This window comes from Agrobacterium sp. LR_9 (assembly GCF_041954855.1).
Classification (GTDB): Bacteria; Pseudomonadota; Alphaproteobacteria; order Rhizobiales; family Rhizobiaceae; genus Agrobacterium; species Agrobacterium leguminum.
Genome location: NZ_JAVAYA010000014.1, coordinates 97,703 through 123,672, shown reverse-complemented (window position 1 = coordinate 123,672; position 25,970 = coordinate 97,703). Strand labels below are relative to the sequence as shown.

Here is a 25,970-nt window from a genome sequence, read left to right as displayed (position 1 = left end):
ATGGATATGAAGCTTGCACTCAAGGACACACGAAATATCGGAGCCGCAAGAGCCAGTCAGTGGAGCTTCGAGCGCGGCCGCCGCGTCATCGGCCGGTCTCGCGATTGCGACTGGCAGATCGATGACAATGAGCGGCGCGTTTCCAAGCTGCACTGCACGCTCAGCCGCGATGGCGAAGGTTTTACGATCCTTGACCAGAGCGCGAACGGCACGCTGGTCGATGGCCGCCTGCTGCTGGAAGGCGAAAGCGCGCGTCTGCGCGACGGTTCGCAGATCAACATTGGCGGGCAGGTTTTTCAGGTCGCCATCAGCGGCGATGCCGAGCTGGATTTTTCCGATCCCGACGCTTCCCTGCGCATGAGTGACGAGCCGCTGACCATTTCGGCGATCCTTGCCGACATCGCCCCGAATGGCCGCTCGGCCGAAGGCGTGATGGGCAACGCCGCCTCCGCCGACGACTGGTCCGAAACATGGCGCGAGGGCGCGAAGCGGAAGGCGAAATCCATTTCGCGAAATGTCGAGATCGGCTGGAGCGAACCGCCCGCGGCGCGCGGAATAGGCGCTGTTCTGCCTGATAACTGGGACGAGGAGCCGGTTGCGAGCAGCGAACACGAACATACCGACGCGCTGAACACGCCGGTGATGATCTCTCGTCCGGTTTCGGCCTCAGGTAACGAGGATTTCGACAGCGTTTTCCCGGAAGCAGACGAAGAGCTGACCCCAGAGGGCGCCTCGGCTGCGGACGCTTCGACCGCGCAGGAGATCGGCGATCTTCTGACCGCGCTGGAGCAGGAAAGCGCCGATTGTCTGGCCATTCTCGACATTGAAGGCGAGCGCACCGGCCACGGTTCGTCAGCCTCCCTGAGCGAGCGGGTGGAAACGCTCATCCGCCAGCAACGGCGGCTCGCCGCCTCTCTTGAAACCCTGATCCACGGCTGCACGCAAAAACTCGAGCCGAGGCTTCTCGAAGCCGCCGTCGATGCCGGTAACGATCTTCGTGCCAAAATCGAGCGCCGCGACTGGCAGGGGCTGATCATGAAGACCGATTACTGGTCCACTTACAAAAAGCAATTTGAGGAAAACGGCCGTCCATTGCCGGTCAGGCAGTTCCTGCAGCGGGCAGCACGCGGTGAGGCCGCGCCCACGCAGGAACCTGACGCGATAACGGCCGATGCAACGGGGGTAAACAACCACGATGAGACATGAGAACCGTGTTGCCTGGAGCGAGGGCATGTTTCTTCGCGTTCAGCATTTTCAGCAATCCGACCGATGGACCGAACGGCTGGTGCGCAACACCACGCGCAACCTCTCGCCCTACCCGTGGGGCATCGCCGAAATCGGCGTGGACCGTAGCGCGCTGTCGATAGGGCAATTCGCCCTGTCGAACCTGCGCGGCGTTCTTCCCGATGGAACGCCCTTCGAGGCGCCGGAGGATTCCGACCTGCCGCCGCCGCTCGATCTCGACGAAAGCGTCAAAAACGCCGTTATCTATCTCGCCCTGCCGGCCCGGCAACCCGGCAAGGCCGACATGTCCGCCAGCGGCCGCAACGATGCGAACAATGTGCGCTTCACCGCCTCAAGCTATGAGGTCTCCGACACCAATATCGAGACGGATTTCGTGGCCCCCATCGATGTCGGCCGTCTCAGCCTGAAATTCCTGAAAACCGGCGACGATCTTTCCGGTTACGATCTCATCGGCCTTGCAAGGGTCATCGAGGTCCGCTCAGACCGCGCGGTCATTCTTGACCCGGATTTCATTCCTCCGAGCCTGAGCTGCGCGGCGGCGCCCCGCCTCAACGAATTGCTGACGGAGCTTCTGGGGATCGTGCGCCACCGCGCCCAGGCGATTGCCGAACGCATCGGCGATCCGACGATCAGGGGAACGGCGGAAGTGGGCGATTATTTCCTGCTGCAAATCCTCAACCGGGCCGATCCGCTGCTGGCGCATCGCTGCGCCAACGCCACGCGTTTTCACCCCATCCGGTTTTACGAAGACTGCATCCAGCTTGCTGGCGAGCTTGCAACCTTCACCACGGACAAAAAGCGGGCGACGGATTTCCCGCCCTATCGGCACGAGGACTTGAAAGCCACCTTCGCGGCAGTTTTCGACGATCTGCGCACATCGCTGTCAGCGGTCCTGGAACAGGCGGCCGTTGCGATCGAGCTGGTGGAGCGCCGCCACGGCGTCCGCGTCGGCACCATCCACGACCGCACGCTGCTGCGCGATGCCGGCTTCGTGCTTGCGGTGCGCGCGGATATGGCCGCCGAAGACATTCGCCGCCGCCTGCCGGCACAGATCAAGGTTGGGCCGGTGGAGCGGATTTCCGAACTGGTCAACGTGGCGCTGCCCGGCATTCCCGTGCGCTCCCTGCCGGTCCTGCCGCGGCAATTGCCCTATCGGTCCGGCACCGTCTATTTCGAGATCGACACGCAATCACCCCTCTGGAAGCAGCTTGAGACCTCCGGCGCGATTGCCCTGCATCTGGCGGGCGAGTTCCCCGGGCTTGAGATGGAAATGTGGGCGTTACGCGAATGAGCAAGGAAAACCCCTCTTCCTGGCAGGATTTGCCGACGGTGGTTGAAATCACCGAGGAAAGCCGCAGACGCAACCAGAACGCCCGCAACATGGCGGCGATCCTCGAAGACATTGTCGAGACCGATGGGCCGGCCGGGCGACCGAAGGCAAGCGGGGCCGCCATGCCGGTCGATCAGCTGCTCTCCGGTTTCCATTTCGGCGGCGGCGATGTGCCGACGCTCGTGCAATCGGCCGCTCCCCTCCTCAACCTAGCGCATCTCCTGCGCTTCAGCGATGCGGAGCCGGATCCCGATCAGCTTCGCCGCGCCTGCATTGAGGCGATCACCCGCTATGAGCGCGATCTCGCTTCCGCCCGCATCAGCCCCGAGCGGGCAAGAGCGGCGCATTATGTCGTCTGCGCCACGGTGGATGATGTGGTTCTGAGCAAACCCTGGGGCGTGCGGGCAGGCTGGGCGCGCTCCGGCCTTGTCTCCACCTTCCACAACGATGTCACCGGCGGCGACCGGGTTTTCGACATTCTCGACCATTTCCATCAGTCGCCCGGCGCCAGCAAGGATTTGCTGCTGCTGATCTATCTTTGCCTGTCGCTGGCTTTCGAAGGGCGCACCCGCGTTTCGCCAAAGGGTGCGCTGGAGCTTTCGCGCATCCGCGACAGCCTCTACAAGACGCTGATCGGCCAATACGGCACCTTCGAACGGGAGCTTTCTCCGCACTGGAAAGGCGTGGAAGCCCGTCATACGCCATTGCGCACGATGGCCGCGCTGTGGACCCTGCTGTCCCTGATGGCGCTTGCCTTCGCGCTTGGTTATCTCTTCTTCACGCTGTCGCTCAACAACGCATCCGATGTCACTTTCGAGAGGCTCGCCCATCTGCCACCGAACGAGACGCCGAGCGTGCTGATCGCAAGCCCGCCCCAGCCACCGGTGCAGGTCGAAACGCCCAAGGTCGTGGAACCGCCGAAGCCGGTGGAGCCACGGCAACCCTCCCGGCTTGAAAAGCTGATGGCCTTCCTTCAGCCGGAAGTCGAAAAGAAGCTTGTCACGCTGGCGGATGTAAACGGGCGGCTGCGCATTCGCATCAACAATTCGGGCCTGTTCTCCACCGGCAGCGCCGATGTCAGCCCGCAGTTCCGCGATCTCATCCAGCGTATCGGCGGCGCGCTTGCGGCCGAAAAATTCCGCGCCGTCGTCATCGGCTATACCGATACCGTGCCGATCAAGACGGTGGAATTTCCGTCCAACTGGCACCTTTCCGAAGCCCGCGCCAAGGCGGTCGGGGACATTCTTTCACAATTTACCGGCCCGGAAGCGATCCTGACGGAAGGCCGTGCCGACAGCGACCCGATCGCCGACAACAAAACGGAGGAAGGCCGCCAGATCAACCGCAGAACGGAAATCATGGTCCTGACCAATCCCGATGAAAAACTGAGCGACGCCGGCATTCTCTCGCCGACCATAGAGAACAGTTCGGGACAGCAGCCGCAAGAGGCAAAGCCATGAATCCATTGAGCTATTTTTATACGATCCGATCCTATGTCGAGAGCTATGCCGCTCTCATCGGCCGCCGTTTCCTGTCGCTGTTATGGGTGGTCACACTCTGCATCGTCATCTGGTTTTACGGCTATCTGGTCGCGCTGGGCGATTTCAAGCCCTTGGGAACGACGCAGGCCCGGCTCATCGCCATCGGCATCATTGTGGCGATATGGCTGGTCTATATCGCCGTCACCATTTATCGCGGGCGCAAGCAGGACAAGGAACTTGTCGACAGTATCGAGCGCGAGGCTCTTGCCAACCGCCAGGCCGAAGTCGGCGAAATCCAGATGCGTCTCAAGGAAGCGCTGGCGCTGCTGCGGCGGGTCACGAAAAAGCGTTTCGGTTATATTTACGATCTTCCCTGGTACGTGATCTTCGGCGCACCCGGCTCCGGCAAGACGACGGCACTCACCAATTCCGGCCTGCAATTTCCGCTCGGCGATGCGCTCGGCGAAAACGCAGTAAAGGGCATCGGCGGCACGCGCAACTGCAACTGGTGGTTCGCCGATGAGGCGATATTGATCGACACCGCCGGCCGTTACACCACGCAGGACGATCTCGATGGCTCATCCAAAGCCGGCTGGGAAGGTTTCCTCGGTCTTCTGAGACGCTATCGCCGGTCGCAGCCGATCAACGGCGCATTGGTGACATTGTCCATCCCCGATCTTCTCACCCGCGATCCCGAGGAACAACGGCAGGAACTGCGCTCCATCCGCCAGCGGCTTTCGGAACTGGACGAATATCTGCACGCCCGCGTTCCAGTCTATATCGTGCTGACCAAGGCCGATCTGCTGCATGGTTTCGTGGAATTCTTCGACGGTTTCAACAAGACCGACCGCCAGCAGGTATGGGGCACCACCTTCAAGCTGGATGAGAGCTATACCGCCGAGAACCTGCCGCAACGCCTGACGGAAGAGTTCGAACTGCTGCAACAACGGGTCGATGCGATGTTGATCGAGCGCCTGCAGCAGGAGCAGAATGCCGAGACGCGCGGGCGCATCTTCCGCTTCCCCGCCGAACTTGCGCGGTTGAAAGACCGGCTCCATGAGGCCCTGACCGAACTTTGCGCACGGTCTCCGCTGATCGAAGCCCCGCTTTTGCGGGGCGTTTATCTCGCTTCGGGAACGCAGCCGGAAACGGAAAGGTCTCCCGCAGCGGCCAGGACCCGCCGAAGCTACTTCCTGTCGCGGCTGTTCAAGGATGTCATCTTCCCCGAAGCCGCGCTGGTGATGCGCGACAAGCGCCTTTCCGGACGGCAATTGCTGGTGCGGCGCATCGCCTATGGTGTTTCGGCCGCCGCAGTCGCCATCGTCTTCACCGGCTGGATTTTCACCTATTTCGCCAATACGCAGGCGCTTGCCGAAGCGGATCGCAAACTTGGCGCCTATGAACAACTCGTTCAGGGCATTCCCGTGCGCGATGTTTCCGACGCCGATTTTCTCCGCATCCTTCCGGCGCTCGACAATCTGCGCGACGTCAATTCCGGCTTTGCCCGCGAGAGAGTGTGGAACGTCAGCTTCGGGCTCGATCAGGAAGACAAGATCGCCGGACGGCAGCGTGACGCCTACCAGCGCGCGCTCAACGCCCTGCTCCTGCCGCGCATGATCGTGCAGCTCCAGAAACAGCTCAAGGATGAAAAGGATGTCACGCGCACCTTCAATTCGCTGAAGCTCTATGGAATGCTTGGTGGCATGGGTGCGCTGGACCCCGATTTTCTGACCGTGCAGACGCACCAGATGTTCGCATCCCTCTATCCCGGCGATGGAAGGGCGGCGGCCAGAGAAGCGCTCGACCAGCATGCGAAAGCGCTCGCGGACGGCGTGCTCGCCCCGATTGAGCTAGACGCACGGCTCATCGCAACTGCCCGTGAAACCATCCGCGACCAGGCCGCCGGCACGCGCGCCTATGATATTCTCGCCGGTCTTCCGCAGGCGCGGGAACTGATGGAATGGACACCCGCCACGGCCTTCGGCCCGCTGGGAGAGCGTGCCTTCGAGCGGCGCAGCAAAGCGCCGATGGCGGAAGGCATCGAAGGTCTTTTCACGGCGGAAGGATATCGCAGCGTCGTCATTCCGCAGGTCGCCCATGCGGCGCGCATCGCGCTTTCCGAAGGGTGGGTGCGCGGTTCCGATGATGCCATAAGGGGTGCCACGGTCGAGCAGGTGGCGCAGGCCGCGCTGCAAATCTATTTCGACCGTTTCGAGAAAAAATGGGCCGATACGCTGGCCGACCTTCGGGTCAAGCCGTCCCAGACCCTTGGCGACGCGGTGGAAACAACCCGCGCGCTTGCCAATGAACGTAATATCGTGGCGGAGGCTGCCAGATCGATCGCGGAGGCGACCGATCTGCGCCCCGGAGCAAACCCCGCCGCCCCCGCCTCCGCCGCTGAAGGCGACGCGACCGCAGCCGTTCTGGCCGCCACGGTGAACGCGGCCGATCCCTATGCGAGACTGCGCGACATGCTGGCGGCGAAAGGCGCGGCCACAACGGGCGAGCAGGCCAATGGCGGCAAGGCCGGGGGCTCGCCATCGGAACAGTTGCTCGCGCATTTCAAGATGCTGAACGAGCAGCTTGCCCGCTCGGCAACCACCTCCGACGAAGTCGCCAAGGTGTTCGACGTGGATAGTCAACTCACCAAGGCTAATCAGGATCTGTTGCAGCAGGCCCGTGAATTGCCGGCGCCCCTCGATGTGTGGGTGGCGGGCGTGGCGGCGGATGTCGGCTCGCTTGCGGTCAAATCCGCCCGCAGCCGCATTGCCGAACTCTGGGCGGCCGATGCGGCATCGCTCTGCTCTTCCATCGTGACCGGGCGTTATCCTTTCGACAGATCGTCTTCCCGCGATGTCGCCATCGCCGATTTCACCCGTCTCTTCGGGCCGACCGGGGTTTTCCAGTCCTTCTTCAAACAGCGTATGGAAGCCTTTGTCGACAAGACGACCAACCCCTGGAGCTGGAAAGGCACTTTCGGCGCCGCCGGCATTCCAAGCAGCGCCGTCGCCCAGTTCGAAAATGCCGATAAGATTTCGCGTGCCTTTTTCCCGAATGGCAGCGAGACGCCGGCGGTGTCGATCAACGTCAAACCCGTTTCGCTCACCAATGCCTCCAGCGCGGTGATGCTGGAAATCGAAGGCGAGCGGGTGGTTTATTATCACGGCCCCATTCAGGCGAAATCGATCACCTGGCCCTCGCGTGAAAACACGGCGAGCCTGTCGCGCATCGCGTTCCAGCCAGGCGGCTGGCAGCAGGCGAAAACCGAAAACGGCGACTGGTCGCCATTCCGGCTGTTCGACGGCGCCGACATCGAAAACCAGTCGGGTGACCTGCTGCGGGTGCGATTTGCGAATGGCGCTCAGGCTGCCGAATTCGATATTCAGTTCGGCTCGGTTCTCAACCCGTTCAGGCTGGACGCCATCGCCGGCTTTGCCTGCCCCGCGCAATTTTAGCGGCGGGACGGCGCACCGTTTTTTTAAAGGAGGGGGATCTATGATGAAAGCAAAGACGAAAAGCACCGCGGTCAATAACGACTGATGGCCAATCAGGCATCGAGGCCCGCGGAGACCGCAGCGGAAAGTGATCGCATCGGTTTCTTCGGCAAGGTCCCCAGCCATGGCGACTTCATCTCCGACGGGCTTGAACGGGAGCTGATCGGGACATTTGACGACTGGATGCGATCCGGCCTGCACGCCTGCGCGGACCTGTTTTCGGGCCGATGGCCCGAAATATTCACGTCATCGCCGCCCATTCGCTTCATCATCGAAAGCGGTATATGGGGAAACTGCGCCTATGCCGGCGTGCTGGTGCCCAGTGCAGACCGGGTGGGGCGCAAATATCCGCTTGCCATCATTGCCCAGCTCAATAGCTTCCGGAAACATCCGAGAACACTTTATCTCGACGACACCTGGTTCATGGCCGCCGAGGCGCTGGCCGAGACATCCATGACGGGCGATTTCGACATGTCCCGGTTTAACACCTCCGTTAAAAAACTGCGCCTGCCGAAACCACGGGAAGAGGATGACGCGCCGGAAATGGTGCGCGGCCGCGCACCGACCAGCCTCTGGTGGCGCATCGATCCCGTCAGCCGCCGCGCCCGCGGTCTCAAATTCGACGGCAAACCAAAAGCTTCCGATTTCCTGCGCCTCTTCAGCGACATGGCAGGCAAGGGCGAAGAGGACGGCTCGACATCCGTACAGCCGCAGGAAAGTGCGAAACACAAAACTCCGCCGGTGATGACGCAACCGCCCGCGCCGGCAACCGAACAGCCGTCATCGGTCATCTATAGCTATGCCACGCACCCGGGAACACGGCTTTCCCTGAATGCGGATTCGCTCTTCGTTTCCCAGAGCCCTGCCCTCTTTGCCATAGCAGATGGACAGGGCGACACGCACAGCGCCGTGGAAGCAGCGCGTCTGGCCACAAATATTCTTGCCGAGACCCCCGATGCCGAAAGCCCCGAGGTGATGGCGCAGCAGATCAGGGGAAAGCTCGGCACCGTCAACAGCCTGCTTCTTTCCCGACAAGCCATGGGCGCCGACGGCAGGCCGATGGCAAGCGTCATCATTGCCTCCATTATCGGCCGAAGGTTGAGCGTCCTGTGGTCCGGCGACGCGCGCGCCTATCTCCTGAAAAACGGAACCATGCATCAGCTTTCGCGCGATCACGTCGTTGTCGGGATGAAAAGGCAGCTCGCGCAATGTGTTGGCCTTTCCCAGCAGTTCCGCCCGGACATCGTCGGGGAAGACTGGGGTTCGCAGGACAGGCTGCTCCTGTGCAGCTATCCGCTGGTACAAATCCTGAAGGAGCGGGCCATTGCCGAGATTGTCGGCAACACCCCGATCAAGGACTGCGCCAGCGCCCTGATCCAGGAAGCGCTGATCGAGGACGCACGCGAGAATGTCAGCGCCATCGTGATTGGAAACCGCCTTGAGCAAGGGTAAACAACCGGGCGACGGGCCTGCCTATCCGCAGGTTGCCGAGCGCTTCTCCGATCTGTGGCAAAGCATTCGCCATGACGGCACGCGGGAAAGGCCAGCCGAAGAACAGAAAGACCTGATCGATCAGGTCAGAAATGCGCTGGACCGGAAAGTCTCGCATTTTTCCGATGCGAAACCCGACTGGATCGCCGATAGTTTTGCCCTTGAACGGATTGCCTACGAAAGCGAAAACACGCTGCTGCTGCAGGTGCGGCACCGCGATCTCGGCTCCCTTCACGCACTGAAAACCACGCCGCCGGCGTTGAGAAACGACGCGGCGCTGCTGCAAAGATTACGCGAGGAGGCGCAGCTCGGCCTGACATTGCGCCATCCTTGCCTGGTGGAGACATCGGCGCTGCTGAGACTGGCCGATGGCCGGCCGGGCCTGTTACAGCCTTGGTTTTCGCAATCATTGGCGTCGCTTGCATCGCAGCGGCCGGTTAGCGCGCCGCAGGCGATCGCAATCCTTCGCCGCCTGCTGGAAGGGCTGAGCGCCATACATGCACGGGGATATGTCCACTGCGATGTCACGCCAGCCAATATTCTGCTGGAGGACAGCGATTTCGAAACGGGCAGGCTTGGCGATTTCGGCATTGCGCTGGAGATCGGCCAAAAACACGCGGACCGGGGCATGAGCTTTGCCGCCTCGCGCGAATTTGCAGCGCCGGAACGGATGCGGGACGCAACCGCGAAGCCGGATCAGGATATATTCTCCGTGGGGCGGCTTGCCCGGCGGCTTATCGCGACGGATGAGATGCGAACAACGCAAAGGCTGGCGGATTTTGCGGACGCCTGTTGCCAGGACGAACCCGCGTCGCGTCCGCAATCGGCAATGGAAGCGCTACAGCTTCTGTAGCGCTTCACTGGTCAGTTGCCGCTGCCAGGAAGCGGTGCTGCCGCCGTCGGCACGCTCTTCTGGAACACGGTCAGGAGCTTGGCCGAATCCACCAGCGGTGCGTTGCTGGCATAGAGTACATCGCCCTTCTGCATCTGGAAGAGCTGCATGAGCGCAATGCTGGAAGCATCGCGCATATTGACGTGATAAATCACCGGCCGCATGGTCGTGGCCGTCGCGACCGGGCCTTTCGCGCCCGATACGGTTGCCGACGGCACCTGAATGATCTCGTTGCGGAAGACATAGACATTGCGCGCGTCCGCACGGTCATCCAGCAACCCGCCGGCGCGGCCGACAGCCTGAGCGAGGGTCAGTTTTCCGGCTTCGAACTGGAATTCGCCGGCGCTCTTGAAAGCGCCGAGCGCGGTGTAGCTCGCCGCATCGCCATCGATCATGATCTGATCGTCCGGCGACAGGCGGATATTCTGGCGGTCCTCCCGCATGACGCGGTCAAGCGGCGCGCTCGCCCTGTGCGAGCCGCGAACGACGGTAACCGTGGCAGCGCCCGGAGCGACGGTCGGGCCGCCGGCCTGATTGAGCGCATCGAGCACCCGCTCCTGACGGGCGGTGAGCGTTATTTTTCCGGGATTTTTCACCGCACCGCTCAGCATGACGGCGCTCGTCGGCTTGTCAACGACGGTGACGACGGCCTGCGGGTTCACGGCCGATCCCTTGAGCCCGGCAACGACCTGCGATTGCAGCCCCTCGGGCGTCGAATCCACCACCCTCTGTTTGCCGACGAAGGGGATATTCACCGATCCGCTCTGGTCCACCGTAAAGCGTCCGAGATTGAGCGTCTTGCTTTGCGTTGGGGAGAAAAGCCCGTCTTCGCCGGTATCGAGCACGGTGATGTCGATCACGTCGCCGCGACGCAATCTCTGGGCGTTGTAGCCGGTGTTGCGAAGTGCTGTGAGGCCGGGGCCGGAGGCATTCTGCAGGCTTCCGGCGGATACCGTCGCCGCCGGTGCATTCGCCAGCTCGATGACGGGGATTTTTTCGTTGGTTCGAGGGAAGGTCGCAGATCGGATATTGCCTGCGGTCGGTCCGTCAGATGGCTTTGCACATGCGCTCAAAAGAGCCACCAGCAAAACCGCCCCCAACTTTTTCATCCCTCATCCCCTTGATGATTCAACCTGACGCAGAGATAACATCCAGACACGTCATCGCAACAACTTTAGCGGTTGCAATTTAGCGAAAACTTGTCTTCCGAAGAAAAGGTGTGACCATTCCGCAACCTTTTCGGAACCGCCCGTCGCAAACCCCAACAATGTACCGATGAGAAATGACCGGTCCTCAGCGACTGGCACCGGCCCGTCGACATTCGATGGAACGGTTTTGCAGTCGAGGAGTTTGTTTTCTGCAAACCAAGACAGGAGCAAGAACAATGGATCACACCAATCACGTACGCCTGGTTGAAACCGAACTGACGCCCTCCGTTCTTGAAGGCGCCACCGTTTATGGTGCAGACGATCACAAGGTCGGCAAGGTGGATCATGTCCACGGCGTCGGGGCCGGCAGCACCGCCATCATCGATGTCGGCGGCTTTCTTGGTATCGGCGCAAAGCCGGTCGCAGTACCGCTCAGCGATCTTGATTTCATGCGGGATGAGGACGGCGATGTCCACGCGGTCACTTCATGGACCAAGGACCAGCTGAAGGACATGCCCGAGCATCGTCATTAACAGCGTTGTCATTCATTAAGAGGAGCGCCCGGCTGTTTGCCGGGCGTTCTTTTATTTCGGGCAGGCGTTTGCGCGTCAGACTTCCCCTACGCACATCAAACGGCGAGGAAACCGCCATCGACCGGCAATACGGCTCCGGAAATCATGCGGCTATCATCCGACAGGAGCAGCGCTATGCTTTGAGCCACCTCTTCCGCTTCGGCAAACCGGTTGAGCGGATGGCGAACCATCATCGGCTGGCTTTTCGCCGGATCGTTCCATGCTTCCGCGGCAAGTTCGGTGAGGGTGATGGTCGGTGCAACCGCGTTGACGCGGATGCCGTGCGGGCCAAGCTCCTTGGCAAGAACGCGGGTCGCCCCTTCCAGCCCGGCCTTGGAGGCTGCGTAGCAGAGGTGATCCTGAAAACCGCGGTGACCGGCGATGGAGGTGATGTTGACGATGGCGCCGCCGCCGCCCTTTGCAACGCGGGCGCGGGCAAATTCCTGACATGCGACCAAGGCCGCGCGCAGGTTGATGCCGAGAATGGCTTCATAACCCGCATCGCTCATATCCAGCACGCTTTCGAGCACGTTGATGCCGGCGCTGTTGATCAGGAAATCGCAAGGGCCCGCTTCCTTCATGGCGGCGCGGGTGGCCGCGACATCGGCAAGATCGACGCGGATCGAACGGCCGCCGATTTCGCTTTTCAGGCTGTCGAGATCGGACTGGGTGCGGCTGATCGCCACCACTTCCGCACCGCGCGCGGCCATCAGGCGAGCGCAGGCGCGGCCGATGCCTTTGCCTGCGCCGGTGATGATGACGGATTTTCCGGAAAACTGCATGGAATCCTCTTTATTTTGCGGCCATGACGGCCGGATGATCTAAACTTTTGACAGCGCTCAGGAATGGCTGGCAAAACGAATGGCGCGCGCCGCATTTTGCAGCGCCAGAAACGCGTCGTAACGCGCCTGATGAACCTTCTGAAAATCTGGATCTGGCGCAGCACAGCTGTCGATACGCGACATCGCGGGCATGGCGACCATCAGGTCCCGATAGGTTCCGGCGGCGACGGCGCCCAGCATGGCCGAGCCGAGAAGCACCGGCTCCTCGCATTCAGTCAGTTCCACGGGAAGCCCCGTCGCGTCCGCCAGCAGCTGCCGGGCAAGCGGATGCGCACCCGCCCCGCCGCTGACGCTGATGGTTTCCACCGGCGCACCATTGCGGGCCTGCGTTTCGATGATCTGGCGAAGCCCGTAACCGAGGCCGAGAAGGCCGGCCACATAAAGCGCGACAAGGGAATCCACACCCGTCTCCATGCCGTAACCGGCGATGACGGCGCGGGCATGGGGATCGGCAAAGGGCGCGCGGTTACCGAGAAATTCCGGGACCACGTGAAAATCCTCGGCGATCTTTGCGGCAGCGGACGCGGATGCGGCAAGATTGAGCGCCCGGTCAGCGAGCCAAACCGGCAATGCTTTATCTTCCTTAGCGGCAAGCGCCTTCGCCTCTGCATAGGCCGGGTGCAGTTGCACGAGATAATCGATGGCAGCGCCGGCAGCGGACTGGCCGCCTTCATTGAGCCACGCGCCCGGAACCATGGCGGAATAATAGGGTCCCCAGACGCCGGGCACGAAGGCGGGTTCGGTGGTGGTCGTCATGGTGCAGGACGAAGTGCCGAAAACATAACCGAGGCATCGCGACGCATCGCCGCCCGCGGCCACCGTGCCGACGCCGCCGGCATGGGCGTCGATCAGACCTGCCGCAACCGCGGTTCCCGCAACCAGACCCATGGCTTTTGCAGCGTCTTCCGTCAAACCGTTACCCAGCGCCGTGCCGGGATGGACGACACTTTGACCGATGCGGCGAAAACCCTGTTCGGCGAGGTCGCCAAGCCCGATGCGGGTGAAATATTCCGCATCCCAACGGTTCTCATGGGCCAGATAAGTCCATTTGCAGGTCACCGTGCAGGCGGAGCGATCGAGCGCTCCCGAAGCCTTCCACGTCAGAAAGTCCGTGAGGTCGAAGAAGTGCTCTGCCCGGGCATAGATGTCCGGCCTGTTTTCGCTGAGCCACAGCAGTTTCGGCGTCTGCATTTCCGGGGAAATACGGCCGCCGACATATTTCAGCACGGCGTGTTCGCCGGCATTGATGCGCTCCGCCTGTTCGACGGCGCGGTGATCCATCCAGACGATGATGTCGCGCTCGGGATGATCGGGCGCGCCAACCGGCAGGGTCCCGTCTTCCGGTCCACGCACCACCAGCGAGCAGGTGGCATCGAAACCGATACCGGCGACCTCGGCGGGATCGATGCCGGCGCGGGAAACGCTTTCCCGGACGCTGTCGCAAACGGCCTGCCATACTTCGCCGCTCGATTGTTCGGCAATGCCGCCATCCTCGCGATGCATGCCGATCGGGCGTTTGGCGGTGGCGAGAAGCTTGCCCGATACGTCGAAGACACCGGCGCGCGCCGAGCCGGTCCCGACATCGACGCCAATCAGATAGGAAGCCATTTGCGATACTCCTCGGAGCGGATCATCCGGTGCTTGAACAGGGTTGAGCGGCGGGACCGTTTCCGGTTGTCCCGCCGCTCCAGAGATTTTTAAACGCGGTCGAAGTTGGTCGGCAAGACCAGCATGTCGCGGATGGTGACCGTGCGTTTGCGCGTCAGCATGTAGACAACGGCATCGGCCACTTCGCTCGCGTCGATAAGGCTGCCCGATTCCTTGGCCTTGCGGAGGTTTTCCTCCGGCCAGTCCGCCAGAAGTGCGGAAACGACCGGGCCGGGAGACACCTGCGCGACGCGCACGCCGTGCGGGATCATCTGGCGGCGCATGCCCTGCACGAAGCTGGTGATCGCCCATTTCGAGCCCGAATAGACCGGCTCCCAATAGGTGGGGAAGTGGCCGGCAATCGAGCAGGTGACGATGATATCGCCGGTCTTGCGCTCAGACATATGCGGCACGACGGCATGAACATTCTTCATGACGGCGTTGACGTTGAGGTTAAGCATCTTGTCGATGGCTTCCGGCGTCGTTTCGGTGAGATCGCCGCCGATATAGGTGCCGGCATTGCAATAGAGAATGTCGATATGATCGACCTTTTTGAGGATCTCGGGGATCATCGCGTTGCAGCTGTCGGCATCCAACAGATTGGTGACCTGCGGGATGGCGCGGTCGCCGAGCTTGGCGACCAGATCATTCAAGGCTTTCTCATTCCAGTCGACCATGACCACGGTTGCGCCCTGCTCCAGCAGCGCTTCGGTGGTGGCAAGCCCGATGCCGGATGCGGCGCCGGTGATGACCGCAATCTTGCCTTGCAGCGATTCAGACATTTAATTCTCCTGCGTTTATGAAGATGTTTCCGGGCCGGCTCAGCGCCATTCGCGCCCGATATAGATGGCCAGCAGGATGATGCCGCCCTTGATGACATCCTGCAGATAGGGGTTGATGCCCATCAGGTTGAGGCCGTTATTGAGGATGCCGAGCAGCACCGCACCGATGAGCGTGCCGAGGATGAGGCCCCTGCCGCCGGCAATCGCCGTGCCGCCGAGAACCACCGCTGCGATGGCGTCCAGTTCGAAGCCGACGCCAGCATTGGGCTGACCGCTCATGAGGCGACCGGTGAGGATGAGCGCGGCGAAAGCGGCCGTCACACCCGAAATGCCATAGACGGCGAGCTTGACGCGCTGCGTCTTCACGCCCGAAAGGCGGGCCGCCAGTTCGTTTCCGCCGAGAGCATAGACATGGCGGCCGAAAGCCGTGCGCTGCAACAGCACCCAGGCGATGGCATAGATCGCCACCATGATGACGACCGGCACCGGAACGACGCCGATACGGCCGACGCCGAACCAGGAAATCCAGCTCGGAATGCCGCTGACGGGGTAGCCACCGGAATAGATGAGGCCGAGGCCACGCGCCATGCCCATGGTGGCGAGCGTGACAATGATCGCCGGCATCTTGCCCCAGGCGACGAGCGCGCCATTGAAGATGCCGATGCCGAGACCAATGAACAGGCCGGCCGGCAGGGCAATTGCAGGCGAGAGGCCGGTATTCACCATCAGGCCAGCTGACAACGTTCCGATCAGCGCCATGACCGCACCGACCGACAGGTCGATGCCGCCGGTGAGGATGACGAAGGTCATGCCGACGGCGAGGATGCCGACGACAGAAACCTGCCGCAGCACGTTCATGATGTTGTTGAGGCTGAAGAAATTGTCGCTCGCAAGCCCCATGAGGATCGATACGACAATCAGGCCCGCCAGAGGCAGGGCAAGCGGCGAACGCAGCATGGCGCTGAGACTGAAACCGCCCGTTTTCGCGGCAACGCCGGTGTTTGCATCAAGCGACATGTTCAACTCTCCCGGTGGTGGCGTTTGTCATTATTGTTTCTGAATTGATGTCGTCTCCCTCGACCGTGGCGACGATGCCGCCGGAACGGAAGACGCAGACCCTGTCGGACATGCCGATCACTTCCGGCAGCTCCGAGGAGATCATGATGATCGAATGGCCCCTGGCGGCGAATTCCCGCATCAGCGCATAGATTTCCGCCTTAGCGCCGACATCGATGCCGCGTGTCGGCTCATCGAAGATCAGCACGCGCATGTCATGGTTCAGCCAGCGGGCGATGACGATCTTCTGCTGGTTGCCGCCCGATAGCGTGTCGACGCGGGCATAAGGCCCCTGCGCCTTCACCTGCACCTGCGCCATGGCCTTTGTCGTGTGTTCCAGTTCCTTTTTGAGATCGAGGAACCAGTGGGCCTTGCGGTATTTGCGGTAATTGTTGAGCGAAATATTCTGCAGGATGGAGAAGCTGGTAATCAGCCCCTCCTCCTTGCGGCTTTCCGGCAGCAGGCCGATGCCGCGCATCAGCGCTTCATCAGGGCCGGAAAAACGCGTCTCCACACCATCGAGCTTGATCTTGCGACGCGAGGCTGAATGCGCCCCGAGCATGGCGAGAACAGTTTCCGTACGGCCCGAGCCGACAAGCCCGGCAAAACCAAGAATTTCGCCCTTGCGCAGCGCGAAACGCGAGACAGGACCGCCCTTCTTCAATTGCAGCTCTTCCACCTCGATAACCTTTGCGGCGGAAGGATCGAGCTCTGGCTTCGGCGGGAAACTGGCTTCGATGCGCCGGCCGACCATCATCTCGACCAGACGGTCATTATCGACCTCCGACGTCAGGCAGGAGCCGATCAACTCGCCATCGCGCAGGACAGTGATGCGGTCGCAAATCTCGAATATTTCTTCGAGGTGATGCGAAATGAAGATGATAGCCACGCCCTGACGCCGCAGCTCGCGCATGACCTTGAACAGGTGTTCCGTCTCGGAGGGGGTGAGCGTCGCCGTCGGCTCGTCGAGCACGAGAATGCGCGCATCAAGCGACAGCGCCTTGGCGATTTCGACAAATTGCTGCTGGGCGACGGAGAGCCGATGCACCGGCACGTCGAGCGGAACATCCACGGCCAGACGGCTCATGATCTCGGCCGCGCGCTTGCGCATGGCGCCCTTGTTCAAAAGGCGCAGCGGCCCGCGGATCTCGCGGGCAAGAAACATGTTTTCAACGGCGTTGAGATAAGGGATCAGGCTGAATTCCTGAAACACGATGCCGACGCCGGCGGCAATCGCCTCATCGTAATTGGCGAAGCGGCGATCCTTGCCGTCAATGCGGATCGTTCCCTCCGATGGCTGCAAAATGCCGCACAGGATTTTCATCAGCGTCGACTTGCCAGCGCCGTTTTCTCCCAGAAGCGCATGCACCTCACCGGCGCGCGCCTCAAGGTCGACGCCGCGCAGGACTTCGATCTTGCCAAAGCTTTTTCTTATTCCATTCAGTTCCAGCATTTCACCCTCCTCAATGGTCGGGATTTAACCCCGCCCCCATACGAGATGGGGACGGGGCCTGGGAGGAGTTCTTTACCAGCTGAACTCGCCGGCGTTCTTGCTGTCGACGACCATAACATCGATCGGGACTTCCTTCGGCACGACGCGAGCGCCCCACTTCTGGGCGAGCGCCATGGCAAGGCCAACGCGAACCTGGTCACGCGGGAACTGCGCGGTGGTTTCGATGAAAGGACCACCCTCGGCAATCGCCTTCACAGCTTCCGGAGCACCGTCGACCGAGGTCAGCTTGATGTCCTTGCCGGAACCCTGGATCGCAGCCAGAGCGCCCATCGCACCGCCGTCATTCACCGAGAAGATACCGGCGAGGTTCGGACGCGACTGGATCATGTTTTCAACGACGCCGAGAGCAACGGAGCGGTCCTGACGGCCGTTCTGCGTATCGACCAGCTTGATCTCGGGGAATTCTGCAAGTGCGGCCTTGCATCCTTCGACGCGCTGCAGGATCGGAACGACCGGGATACCGTCGAGGATTGCGACTTCACCCTTGCCGCCGAGCGCGTCACCGAGATGCTTGCACGACTTGTAGCCCGCGTCACGGTTCTTCGAGCCGACGAAGGTGTCGACCGGGCCGTTTGCGTTGGCGTCAACCGCAACGACGATTACGCCAGCAGCCTTGGCAGCGTGAACGGCGGCTTCGATGCCGGCGCTGTCGGTGGGGTTCAGAAGCAGGATATCGATCTTCTGCTGCAGCATGTCTTCGACGTCGGAAATCTGCTTTGCCACATCGTGGCCGGCATCGGTCACGACGACATCTGCGCCGATGCTTGCGGCGGCTTCCTTCAGCGCTTCCTGCATCGACACGAAATAGGGGTTGTTCAGCTCCTGGAAGGTCATGCCGATCTTCAGCTTTTCCTGCGCCAGCGCCGGAGCGGCCATCATTGCAATTGCGGCTGTCGCCATCAGAAACTTGGACTTCATTTTCATCTCACTCTTCCTCCCGGTTGGAAAATTGGGGCAACAAGACCCCGTTTCCGGACAGCCCTCTGCCCGAATTCTTAGAAATTGGCGATGTGTCGCTGGTTTAATCCGCCATGACCGCTGCCTTCTGGGCTGCGAATATCGTGCGGAACCTCGACGGCGACATTCCCTTCAATTTCAGGAAATGCCGGTTGAAATTCGAAAGATTGGAGAAGCCCACATCGTAGCAGACCTCCGCCACCTTGACCTCCTGATCTGCCAGCAGCATCTGGCAGGCAAGATCGATGCGTAACTGATTGCGATACCGCACCAGCGTCGTTCCCGTGTGACGCTTGAAGGCGCGGGAAAAGGCGCTCTGGCTCTGGCCCACCATGTCGGCGAGGTCGATTTCCTCGACCTGTTCGGTCAGGTGCTGGCGCAGATGCGACAGCGCGCGGTTGATGCCGCTGTCGCCAATGCCGGTCAGGTCCAGCTCGTAGCTCAGGCTTGCAAGCACCTCGGAAGACGGCGCGTTGACCAGCAGATCGAGAATTTCCCAGAAAAGCGCGAGCCGCGTCAGCCCCTGCGCCTCGATCAGCCGAAGGATCAGCGGACGAACGCGATCGCTTGTCTCATCGTCGAACAGAATGCCGCGGCGGCTGCGGTCCAGCAGCGCACGCACCACCTCCATCTCGGACATGGAGGCGCAGGCATCCTCGATAAAAGCCTCCGGAAACTGGATCACGAGAGAGCGTGTGGGCACGATCTCGTCCGGCTCGATCTCGCTGATCCAGTTCTGGGGGAGATTGGGACCGGTCATGATGAGCTGACCGGGGCCGAAACGGCCGACGAAATCACCGATATAAAACGTGCCTGACGTGGCGACGACCAGATGGATTTCGTATTCGGGATGATAATGCCAGCGCACGGTACGGAACGGATAGCCATGCCGCCAGGCGGCGAAGGATTCGCCCTTGCGGATGTGCACCAGTTCCAGATCGGGCTGCATCATAGTTCCTCCCATCAGTCGCGTCCGCCGTATTTGCGGACAGGAGCCATTTCCTCTTTATGGCTCGTCCCAGGCGTTGATGAGGAGCATATGGCGGGCGGCTGCGGTACATCCACATCACGCCGAAGAAATTGCCGATACTTTTTTGACTCTTTTTTGTCGAAAATTGAAGAGTCGCCCGAAAGGGCTGACCATAAACGCGGCGATGGGGCCGATTTTTCCGCTCAATTTGGCGTGATGCGCTCAAACAATGCGGAACCAGAAGCGATTTTCGTTGAAATTTTGACGTGTAGCCTGCCGGATGCCGGTAGGCTACACTCATACTTTTCCGCAACATCTTTGCCGCTCAATCATCAGCGGCTGGCTTCGTTACTGCGGCATCACGATTTGCAGTTTCACATCCGTTTCCCGTGCTTCAACCGCACGGTCGAAACCGGCAATGCTGTCTTCGAAGGGAATGGTCGCGGAAATCAGCGGCTTCAGATCAACCTTGCCGGAGGCGATGAGCGCAACTGCCCGGTCGTAAACATTGGCATAACGGAAAACCGTTTCGACCCGCAGTTCCTTGGCCTGCAGGCCGACAATATCGACCGGAACCGGATCGACAGGCATGCCGACCAGCACGATCGCGCCGCCCGGCCGCGCCAGCTTTGCCATGCCGAGCACGGCGGGTGCTGCGCCCGAGCATTCGAAAACGATATCGCAGCCCCAGCCGTCGGTCGCCGCCGAGACGGCCTCGGCGAGATTGCGTTCGCGGATGTTGACGGTTTCGATGCCATCATAGGCACCGATGATATCGAGCTTCGGCTGGGCGAGATCGGCAACGATGACCTTGGCGCAACCGCCGGCAAGCGCCGCCAGCGCTACCATCATGCCGATCGGACCAGCTCCAGTGACGACAGCGATATCGCCCGGCTGGATACGTGCCCGGAGCGCCGCCTGCATGCCGATGGCGAAAGGTTCGACCATGGCGCCTTCGGCGAAGGACACATTGTCGGGCAGCTTATAAGTGAAGGCGGCGGGATGAATGACCTCGGGCGTCAGGCAGCCATGGATCGGCGGCGTCGCCCAGAAGCGGACAGCCGGATCGACATTGTAGATGCCGAGCTTGGTGGCGCGCGATGTGGGATCGGGAATGCCGGGCTCCATGCAGACGCGGTCGCCCACCTTCAGATGCGTCACCTCGTCGCCGGTTTCGATCACCGTTCCAGACGCTTCATGGCCGAGCACCATCGGCGCGTTGACGACGAAATGACCGATCTTGCCATGGGTGTAATAATGGACGTCCGAGCCGCAGATACCGACCGTGTGGGTGCGGATGCGCACATCCCTGGGCCCGAGTTCACCGGATCCTGCTCCACCCGGAATGTCAAAATCCCTGAGCGAGAGCTTGCCCTTTTCTTCCAGCACCAGTGCCTTCATCTCATCCTCCGTGGTTTGCGATACGTCTGGCAGCGAATTCAGTGAGCGTGATGGCGTGCAACCCCGGCAAAAGTAAACAGAAATCGGCCGGAACGGCCGGTTTTTCTTCGCTCCGGAAAAACTGTATCGGACAGCCCGCGATTTCTCATCATCCGCGGCGCGACACTATCCTCAAGAGGCAGGAAAACCGGCATGATTCGTCCGCCCATTTCGCGATCATCGCGTGCTTGAAAGCCTCTGGGACCGGTAAACCCGTTCGCTCACATTTTTTCGCCGGGCAACACGCTTGCCTGCCTCACCCACTCCACGAACTGCGCTTCATCGAACGCATCCTCGCGGATATCGAGGTAACGGACTTTCGGATGTTTGGAAGTGCCGGGCGGCAAGGGCTGCAAGGATGCGCCGTTAAGGAAGGTCACCTTGATATATTTCGTGAAGCAGTGAAGGCTGAGGAACCAGATGTCGTCCTCCATGCCGTAAAAGGGCGAATTCCACTTCACAGCCTTGCGCACACCGGGCACGACACCTTCGATCAACCTGTCGATACGGCCACCCACCGCGCTTTTCCAACCCGGCATGGCGGCGATATAGGCCTGCACCGGGGTGTCGCCATATCCTTTTGCAATCTGAGGATTGCCACCCGACAGAAGCTTCGGCGTCGCAACCGATGGCTTGCTTCCGGAGACTTTGTCTGACTTCTTGCCGACCATCACCTTGGCCTCATGGGTCTCACAACAAGTGCTACCAATAACATGATCTGTGTCTATTCCAGATCTTTCTACACATTTTCCGTGATGATCGCCCAGCCGACGCGGAATAACAGATCGGCAGCTTTGCGGGTCAGTCTTTCCTGACCCGCAATCCCTCCAGAAAGGTTCGGAAACTTCCGACAGCCCGTTTCGAGGTCGTTTCCGGGTCGTCGGAATTGGCTATCCATTGGGCGGCGCTGCTGCTCGCCGCATTGATGAAGCGGGCGCATGCCTCCGGATCGATGTCGCCGATGGTGCCTTCTTCCCGGAGCGCATCCAGGCTTCGGGCGACAGCCGAGATACAGCCATTGGCATTCGGCCAGCGCGACGGATCGCCGAGCACGGCCGGCCCGTCACGAAACATGATCCGCTGGATTTCCGGTTCGAGAGCCATGCGCACATAACCGACATTCTCCTCGACGAAACCCTCCCATCGGGTCGCGGCCCTCGAGGAGATGTCACAGAGCCTCTTCGTCATCTCCGCATCGATCTCGGCCACAACCGCCAGCAACAGGCCTTTCTTGTCGCCGAAATGGTGATAGAGCGCGCCACGGGTGAGACCGGCTTCGGCGGTGAAGTCGTCCATCGACGCTTCCGCATAACCGATGCTGCCAAAGGCCTTGCGGCCGGCAGCCAGAAGCTTCGCCCGCGTCTCGGCAATCATTTCACTGCGAGGTTTGCGCATTTCTTCTCCATTTTCCACATACGACGCGTATATTAGTTGACATACGCGTCGTATGCAATTATCTCATTCACATACGCCACGTATGTATGTGGTGGACACCCTTAGAACAAGGTGCATCCCGATGTCTAATCCATACAGAGAAATTTTCCGGGCTCCAGGCGCAAAAGGCTTTTCCGCCGCCGGTTTCTTCGCCCGCCTTCCCATTGCCATGGCCCCGATCGGCATCGTCGCCATGCTTTCCCAGACTCATGGCGAATATTGGCTGGCCGGCGCCGTCTCGGCAACCTTCGCATTGACCAATGCCGCCCTCTCCCCGCAAATCTCCCGGCTGGTGGACCGCAAGGGGCAGAGCAAGGTCCTCATCCCCGCCACCATCGTCTCGGTCATCGCCTTTGCGGCGCTGATTATCGCGACAAATCAGAGATGGCCCGCCTGGACACTGTTCCTTTCCGCCTTCCTCGCCGCCGCCATGCCGAGCATTCCCGCCATGATGCGCGCCCGCTGGACGGAAATCTTCCGCGACCGGCCGGAGTTGAACACCGCCTTCGCCTTTGAATCCGCCGCCGACGAACTTGTCTACATCTCCGGCGCCTCGCTTTCCGTTGGCCTTGCGGTTTCGCTCTTTCCGGAAGCGGGCATGATGATCAGCACCACCTTCCTGGCGCTTGGCACCTTTGCCTTCCTCCTGCAACGCTCGACCGAGCCCAAGGTGCGACCGGTTGAAAGCGGCCGCCGGCAGCGTTCGGCCATCTTCCTGCGCCCGGTTCAGATCATCACGCTCGCGCTGATCTTCGTCGGCTCCACTTTCGCCACGGCCGAGGTAAGCGCCGTCGCAATCACCAAGGCGCTTGGTCAACCGGAAGCCGCCAGCCTCGTCATCGGCGTCTATGCCATTGGCTCCTTCGTGGTCGGCCTCATTCTCGGCGCGCTCAACCCCAAAATGCCGCTGCAACGGCAATTGCTGATCGCCGTCAGCGTGCTTGCACTCACCGCCCTGCCGCTGCTTGTCGCCAACACCTCGGTAGCACTTCTCGCTTTCGCCGTTTTCCTCAGCGGCGTTGCAATCTCGCCGATTTTCATCACCTCGTTCGGCCTGATAGAACGCCGCGTGCCGGAATCGATGCTGACGGAAGGCGTGACCTGGGTAATGACCGGCATCGGTATCGGCATGGCGCTCGGCGCCTTCGTCTCCGGCTGGGTGATCGACAATTTCGGCCCGGATAACGGTTTCTGGGTGTCCGTCGCCGCAAGCCTTTCGACAGTCGCCATCATCGCGCTCGGGCAGCGCAGCCTCTCCGGAGATCGCATACGGTCCGGCCCGGTAGCTGCAATGCAGCAGCCCGCGGAGTAAGGACAGAGAATCAAGGCCATCCCGGGCGAGAAGCCGCTCGGGATAAACCCGAATTTTCATGGGCTGGAATTGCGCATTCAGCCCATGCGTTCGGACACATGTTCTCCGGGAGACGCGGGAAAGACGACCGTCCTGTTTCCGTTCAGAAAGACCCGGTGATGAATATGGGCGTGGATGGCCCGTGCAAGAACCTGGCTTTCCACATCCCGGCCGAGGCTGACATAATCCATCGCACTCTGGGCATGGGTCACGCGGATCGTATCCTGCTCGATGATCGGCCCTTCATCGAGATCGGCAGTGACGTAGTGGGCGGTCGCGCCGATCAGCCGCACGCCGCGCTCATAGGCCTGCTTGTAAGGGTTGGCGCCCTTGAAAGACGGCAGGAAGGAATGATGGATGTTGATGATACGGCCTGACATTTCCTGACACAGCCGGTCCGACAGGACCTGCATGTAGCGTGCCAGCACGACGAGCTCCGCTCCGGTATCCTGCACCACCTGCAGGATCGCAGCTTCCGCCTCGGGCTTCGTTTCCGGCGTGACACGAATGTGGTGAAAGGGAATATCCTCATTCACCACCTGCTTCTGATAATCAAGATGATTGGAAATTACGGCGACGATCTCGACCGGCAGCGCACCGATGCGGGAGCGATACAGCAGATCGTTCAGGCAATGACCGAATCGCGAGACCATGATGACGACCTTCGTCTTTCGCGAAAGGTCATGAATATCATAATCCATATCGAAATCGGCCGCGACGGGACCGAACCCGTCAAGCAGTGCATCGCGTCCCGATCCCTGTTCGGAAACGAAGCTCAGCCGCATGAAGAAGCGGCCGGTCTCCTGATCGGTGAATTGCGAACTGTCGTTGATGTTGCAGCCGGACCGGGCAAGATAACCGGAGACGGCGGCGACGATGCCTCTGCGCGCCGGACACGCGACTTTCATGATATAGGTGGTCAAATCCTGCTCCCCTGGGTCTTTGCGGCGCGGACGGATCGCCCGCGCTTTCGCGCCGATTGCCGATGAACCGCCGGCCGTGGCCAGGACGGCGATTGAGACTTGCCGAAGCCCGGCAGGGCCGCTTACGAACCGTAGATCGGGAAGGCGTCGCAAAGCGCTGCGACCTGCGCCCGCACGTCGGCCTCGATTGCGGCGTCACCCTCGGCATTAGCCGCCAGCGCATCGATGACACGTAGGATCAGCGCACCGATCTGTTCGAATTCGGCGACGCCAAAGCCGCGCGTGGTGCCAGCGGAGCTGCCGAGCCGGATACCCGAGGTGACGAAGGGCTTTTCCGGATCGTTGGGAATGGCGTTCTTGTTGCAGGTGAGCCCCGCCCGTTCCAGCGCGATTTCAGCGATCTTGCCGGTCACGCCTTTCGGGCGCAGATCGACCAGCACCATATGGCTGTCGGTTCCGCCAGAGACGATCCCCAGACCACCCTTTGTCAGCACGGCGGCAAGCGCCTGCGCATTGGCGATGACCCGACCGGCGTAATCCGCAAAGTCCGGGCGCAGCGCCTCGCCGAAAGCCACGGCCTTGGCGGCGATGACATGCATCAGCGGACCGCCCTGATTGCCGGGGAATACCGCCGAATTGAGCTTTTTCGCGAGATCGGCATCGTTGGTGAGGATAACGCCGCCGCGCGGACCGCGCAGGGTCTTGTGGGTGGTGGAGGTGACCACATGGGCGTGCGGCACGGGGTTCGGATATTTGCCGCCGGCGATCAGCCCGGCATAATGGGCCATATCGACCATTAGATAAGCGCCTACCTCGTCAGCGATCTTACGGAAGCCGGCGAAATCGATCTGGCGCGGATAGGCCGATGCGCCCGCCACGATCAGCTTCGGTTTCGTCTCCAGCGCCCGTGCCCGTACCTTCTCCATATCGATCAGATGGGTTTCGGCGTTGACCTCATAGGAGACGACATCGAACCATTTGCCGGACATGGTGACCGGCGAACCATGCGTAAGATGGCCGCCATGGGCCAGCGAAAGCCCCATGATCCGGTCGCCGGGCTGAAGCAGCGCCAGAAACACCGCCTGATTGGCCTGCGCGCCGGAATGCGGCTGCACATTGGCGAATTCCGCGCCGAAGAGCTGCTTCAGCCGGTCGATGGCGACCGCCTCGACCTTATCGACGAATTCGCAGCCACCGTAATAACGCTTGCCGGGATATCCCTCGGCATATTTGTTGGTCAGCACCGAGCCTTGCGCCGCCAGAACATCGGCGGAAACGATGTTTTCCGAAGCGATCAGCTCGATCTGCGTCTTCTGGCGGTCGAGTTCCTCGGCGATGGCGTCGGCGATCACCGTGTCCGAAACGGTATTATGCGACAGTCGGTTGAGCATTGTTTCCTCCT

Annotated in this window: 21 protein-coding genes; 8 read left to right on the top strand and 13 right to left on the bottom strand. The window is 61.1% G+C overall.

Going from position 1 to position 25,970, the window contains the following annotated elements:
• The 6 genes from RAC79_RS17025 to RAC79_RS17000 all read left to right on the top strand — a co-directional run bounded on the left by RAC79_RS17025 (position 1) and on the right by RAC79_RS17000 (position 9,894).
• Entirely contained in the window at positions 1 to 1,206 is a 1,206-nt protein-coding gene (locus RAC79_RS17025; protein WP_374997301.1) for a type VI secretion system-associated FHA domain protein, read from the top strand.
• Complete coding sequence (gene tssK / locus RAC79_RS17020) at positions 1,196 to 2,536, top strand: type VI secretion system baseplate subunit TssK (RefSeq protein ID WP_078052839.1); 1,341 nt, start codon at positions 1,196 to 1,198, stop codon at positions 2,534 to 2,536. The genes RAC79_RS17025 and tssK overlap by 11 nt, the downstream gene beginning before the upstream one ends.
• Positions 2,533 to 4,035 (top strand): type VI secretion system protein TssL, long form, encoded by a 1,503-nt coding sequence (tssL, locus tag RAC79_RS17015; RefSeq protein WP_142845615.1) that lies wholly within the window; start codon positions 2,533 to 2,535, stop codon positions 4,033 to 4,035. The genes tssK and tssL overlap by 4 nt, the downstream gene beginning before the upstream one ends.
• The gene (tssM, locus tag RAC79_RS17010) at positions 4,032 to 7,511 is read left to right on the top strand and encodes a type VI secretion system membrane subunit TssM (protein WP_174040306.1); all 3,480 of its coding nucleotides are present in this window, start codon (positions 4,032 to 4,034) and stop codon (positions 7,509 to 7,511) included. The genes tssL and tssM overlap by 4 nt, the downstream gene beginning before the upstream one ends.
• 84 nt (positions 7,512 to 7,595) lie before the next feature.
• Positions 7,596 to 9,002, top strand: coding sequence for a type VI secretion system-associated protein TagF (gene tagF, locus RAC79_RS17005; RefSeq protein ID WP_142845617.1), 1,407 nt, complete (start codon positions 7,596 to 7,598; stop codon positions 9,000 to 9,002).
• Positions 8,989 to 9,894 carry a protein kinase gene (locus RAC79_RS17000; RefSeq protein ID WP_142845618.1) on the top strand — a complete coding sequence of 302 codons (906 nt, stop codon included), beginning with the start codon at positions 8,989 to 8,991 and terminating at the stop codon, positions 9,892 to 9,894. Before tagF ends, RAC79_RS17000 begins: the two co-directional genes overlap by 14 nt.
• A gap of 11 nt (positions 9,895 to 9,905) precedes the next feature.
• Here RAC79_RS17000 and RAC79_RS16995 read toward each other — a convergent pair whose 3' ends face one another.
• On the bottom strand, positions 9,906 to 11,042 hold the full coding sequence (locus tag RAC79_RS16995; protein ID WP_125146534.1) for a polysaccharide biosynthesis/export family protein: 1,137 nt from the start codon (positions 11,040 to 11,042) through the stop codon (positions 9,906 to 9,908).
• A 275-nt stretch (positions 11,043 to 11,317) separates the two neighbouring features.
• Here RAC79_RS16995 and RAC79_RS16990 point away from each other — a divergent pair, with 275 nt between their 5' ends.
• Positions 11,318 to 11,614, top strand: a complete 297-nt coding sequence (locus RAC79_RS16990) for a PRC-barrel domain-containing protein (protein WP_003522015.1) — start codon at positions 11,318 to 11,320, stop codon at positions 11,612 to 11,614.
• A 95-nt stretch (positions 11,615 to 11,709) separates the two neighbouring features.
• Here RAC79_RS16990 and RAC79_RS16985 read toward each other — a convergent pair whose 3' ends face one another.
• The 10 genes from RAC79_RS16985 to RAC79_RS16940 all read right to left on the bottom strand — a co-directional run bounded on the left by RAC79_RS16985 (position 11,710) and on the right by RAC79_RS16940 (position 22,255).
• A complete protein-coding gene (locus RAC79_RS16985) occupies positions 11,710 to 12,435 on the bottom strand; it encodes an SDR family oxidoreductase (protein ID WP_142845619.1) in 726 nt (241 codons plus the stop codon).
• Positions 12,436 to 12,492: 57 nt separating this feature from the next.
• Positions 12,493 to 14,103, bottom strand: a complete 1,611-nt coding sequence (locus RAC79_RS16980; protein WP_142845620.1) for an FGGY-family carbohydrate kinase — start codon at positions 14,101 to 14,103, stop codon at positions 12,493 to 12,495.
• A gap of 89 nt (positions 14,104 to 14,192) precedes the next feature.
• Positions 14,193 to 14,924: an SDR family oxidoreductase gene (locus tag RAC79_RS16975; protein ID WP_004438213.1), complete on the bottom strand. Its 732-nt coding sequence runs from the start codon at positions 14,922 to 14,924 to the stop codon at positions 14,193 to 14,195.
• 39 nt (positions 14,925 to 14,963) lie between these two features.
• Positions 14,964 to 15,941 carry an ABC transporter permease gene (locus RAC79_RS16970; protein WP_065654941.1) on the bottom strand — a complete coding sequence of 326 codons (978 nt, stop codon included), beginning with the start codon at positions 15,939 to 15,941 and terminating at the stop codon, positions 14,964 to 14,966.
• The gene (locus tag RAC79_RS16965) at positions 15,931 to 17,433 is read right to left on the bottom strand and encodes a sugar ABC transporter ATP-binding protein (protein WP_142845621.1); all 1,503 of its coding nucleotides are present in this window, start codon (positions 17,431 to 17,433) and stop codon (positions 15,931 to 15,933) included. The genes RAC79_RS16970 and RAC79_RS16965 overlap by 11 nt, the downstream gene beginning before the upstream one ends.
• Positions 17,434 to 17,505: 72 nt before the next feature.
• Positions 17,506 to 18,417: an ABC transporter substrate-binding protein gene (locus RAC79_RS16960; RefSeq protein ID WP_003522008.1), complete on the bottom strand. Its 912-nt coding sequence runs from the start codon at positions 18,415 to 18,417 to the stop codon at positions 17,506 to 17,508.
• Positions 18,418 to 18,514: 97 nt separating this feature from the next.
• Positions 18,515 to 19,399 carry an AraC family transcriptional regulator gene (locus RAC79_RS16955; protein WP_080858199.1) on the bottom strand — a complete coding sequence of 295 codons (885 nt, stop codon included), beginning with the start codon at positions 19,397 to 19,399 and terminating at the stop codon, positions 18,515 to 18,517.
• A 369-nt stretch (positions 19,400 to 19,768) separates the two neighbouring features.
• Complete coding sequence (locus RAC79_RS16950) at positions 19,769 to 20,821, bottom strand: NAD(P)-dependent alcohol dehydrogenase (RefSeq protein WP_065654939.1); 1,053 nt, start codon at positions 20,819 to 20,821, stop codon at positions 19,769 to 19,771.
• A 260-nt stretch (positions 20,822 to 21,081) separates the two neighbouring features.
• Positions 21,082 to 21,531, bottom strand: coding sequence for a DUF1801 domain-containing protein (locus RAC79_RS16945; RefSeq protein WP_174037479.1), 450 nt, complete (start codon positions 21,529 to 21,531; stop codon positions 21,082 to 21,084).
• Between the two features lie 130 nt (positions 21,532 to 21,661).
• Positions 21,662 to 22,255 carry a TetR/AcrR family transcriptional regulator gene (locus tag RAC79_RS16940; protein ID WP_020812322.1) on the bottom strand — a complete coding sequence of 198 codons (594 nt, stop codon included), beginning with the start codon at positions 22,253 to 22,255 and terminating at the stop codon, positions 21,662 to 21,664.
• Positions 22,256 to 22,376: 121 nt separating this feature from the next.
• On the opposite strand from RAC79_RS16940, the gene RAC79_RS16935 reads away from it, so the two are divergent.
• Positions 22,377 to 23,606, top strand: coding sequence for an MFS transporter (locus RAC79_RS16935; protein WP_142845623.1), 1,230 nt, complete (start codon positions 22,377 to 22,379; stop codon positions 23,604 to 23,606).
• A 77-nt stretch (positions 23,607 to 23,683) separates the two neighbouring features.
• Here RAC79_RS16935 and purU read toward each other — a convergent pair whose 3' ends face one another.
• On the bottom strand, positions 23,684 to 24,568 hold the full coding sequence (gene purU / locus RAC79_RS16930; protein ID WP_142845624.1) for a formyltetrahydrofolate deformylase: 885 nt from the start codon (positions 24,566 to 24,568) through the stop codon (positions 23,684 to 23,686).
• Between the two features lie 122 nt (positions 24,569 to 24,690).
• Complete coding sequence (gene glyA / locus RAC79_RS16925) at positions 24,691 to 25,959, bottom strand: serine hydroxymethyltransferase (RefSeq protein WP_374997300.1); 1,269 nt, start codon at positions 25,957 to 25,959, stop codon at positions 24,691 to 24,693.
• Positions 25,960 to 25,970 lie beyond the last annotated feature (11 nt).

Coding starts and splice junctions, on each gene's coding strand:
- RAC79_RS16945 (WP_174037479.1), bottom strand. CDS start 21,531: ATGGTCGGCAAGAAGTCAGACAAAGTCTCCGGAAGCAAGCCATCGGTT.
- tagF (WP_142845617.1), top strand. CDS start 7,596: ATGGCCAATCAGGCATCGAGGCCCGCGGAGACCGCAGCGGAAAGTGAT.
- RAC79_RS16950 (WP_065654939.1), bottom strand. CDS start 20,821: ATGAAGGCACTGGTGCTGGAAGAAAAGGGCAAGCTCTCGCTCAGGGAT.
- RAC79_RS17025 (WP_374997301.1), top strand. CDS start 1: ATGGATATGAAGCTTGCACTCAAGGACACACGAAATATCGGAGCCGCA.
- RAC79_RS16970 (WP_065654941.1), bottom strand. CDS start 15,941: ATGTCGCTTGATGCAAACACCGGCGTTGCCGCGAAAACGGGCGGTTTC.
- RAC79_RS16940 (WP_020812322.1), bottom strand. CDS start 22,255: ATGCGCAAACCTCGCAGTGAAATGATTGCCGAGACGCGGGCGAAGCTT.
- RAC79_RS16955 (WP_080858199.1), bottom strand. CDS start 19,399: ATGCAGCCCGATCTGGAACTGGTGCACATCCGCAAGGGCGAATCCTTC.
- RAC79_RS16960 (WP_003522008.1), bottom strand. CDS start 18,417: ATGAAAATGAAGTCCAAGTTTCTGATGGCGACAGCCGCAATTGCAATG.
- RAC79_RS16935 (WP_142845623.1), top strand. CDS start 22,377: ATGTCTAATCCATACAGAGAAATTTTCCGGGCTCCAGGCGCAAAAGGC.
- RAC79_RS16965 (WP_142845621.1), bottom strand. CDS start 17,433: ATGCTGGAACTGAATGGAATAAGAAAAAGCTTTGGCAAGATCGAAGTC.
- RAC79_RS16985 (WP_142845619.1), bottom strand. CDS start 12,435: ATGCAGTTTTCCGGAAAATCCGTCATCATCACCGGCGCAGGCAAAGGC.
- tssM (WP_174040306.1), top strand. CDS start 4,032: ATGAATCCATTGAGCTATTTTTATACGATCCGATCCTATGTCGAGAGC.
- RAC79_RS16980 (WP_142845620.1), bottom strand. CDS start 14,103: ATGGCTTCCTATCTGATTGGCGTCGATGTCGGGACCGGCTCGGCGCGC.
- tssL (WP_142845615.1), top strand. CDS start 2,533: ATGAGCAAGGAAAACCCCTCTTCCTGGCAGGATTTGCCGACGGTGGTT.
- glyA (WP_374997300.1), bottom strand. CDS start 25,959: ATGCTCAACCGACTGTCGCATAATACCGTTTCGGACACGGTGATCGCC.
- RAC79_RS16975 (WP_004438213.1), bottom strand. CDS start 14,924: ATGTCTGAATCGCTGCAAGGCAAGATTGCGGTCATCACCGGCGCCGCA.
- RAC79_RS16990 (WP_003522015.1), top strand. CDS start 11,318: ATGGATCACACCAATCACGTACGCCTGGTTGAAACCGAACTGACGCCC.
- RAC79_RS16995 (WP_125146534.1), bottom strand. CDS start 11,042: ATGAAAAAGTTGGGGGCGGTTTTGCTGGTGGCTCTTTTGAGCGCATGT.
- tssK (WP_078052839.1), top strand. CDS start 1,196: ATGAGACATGAGAACCGTGTTGCCTGGAGCGAGGGCATGTTTCTTCGC.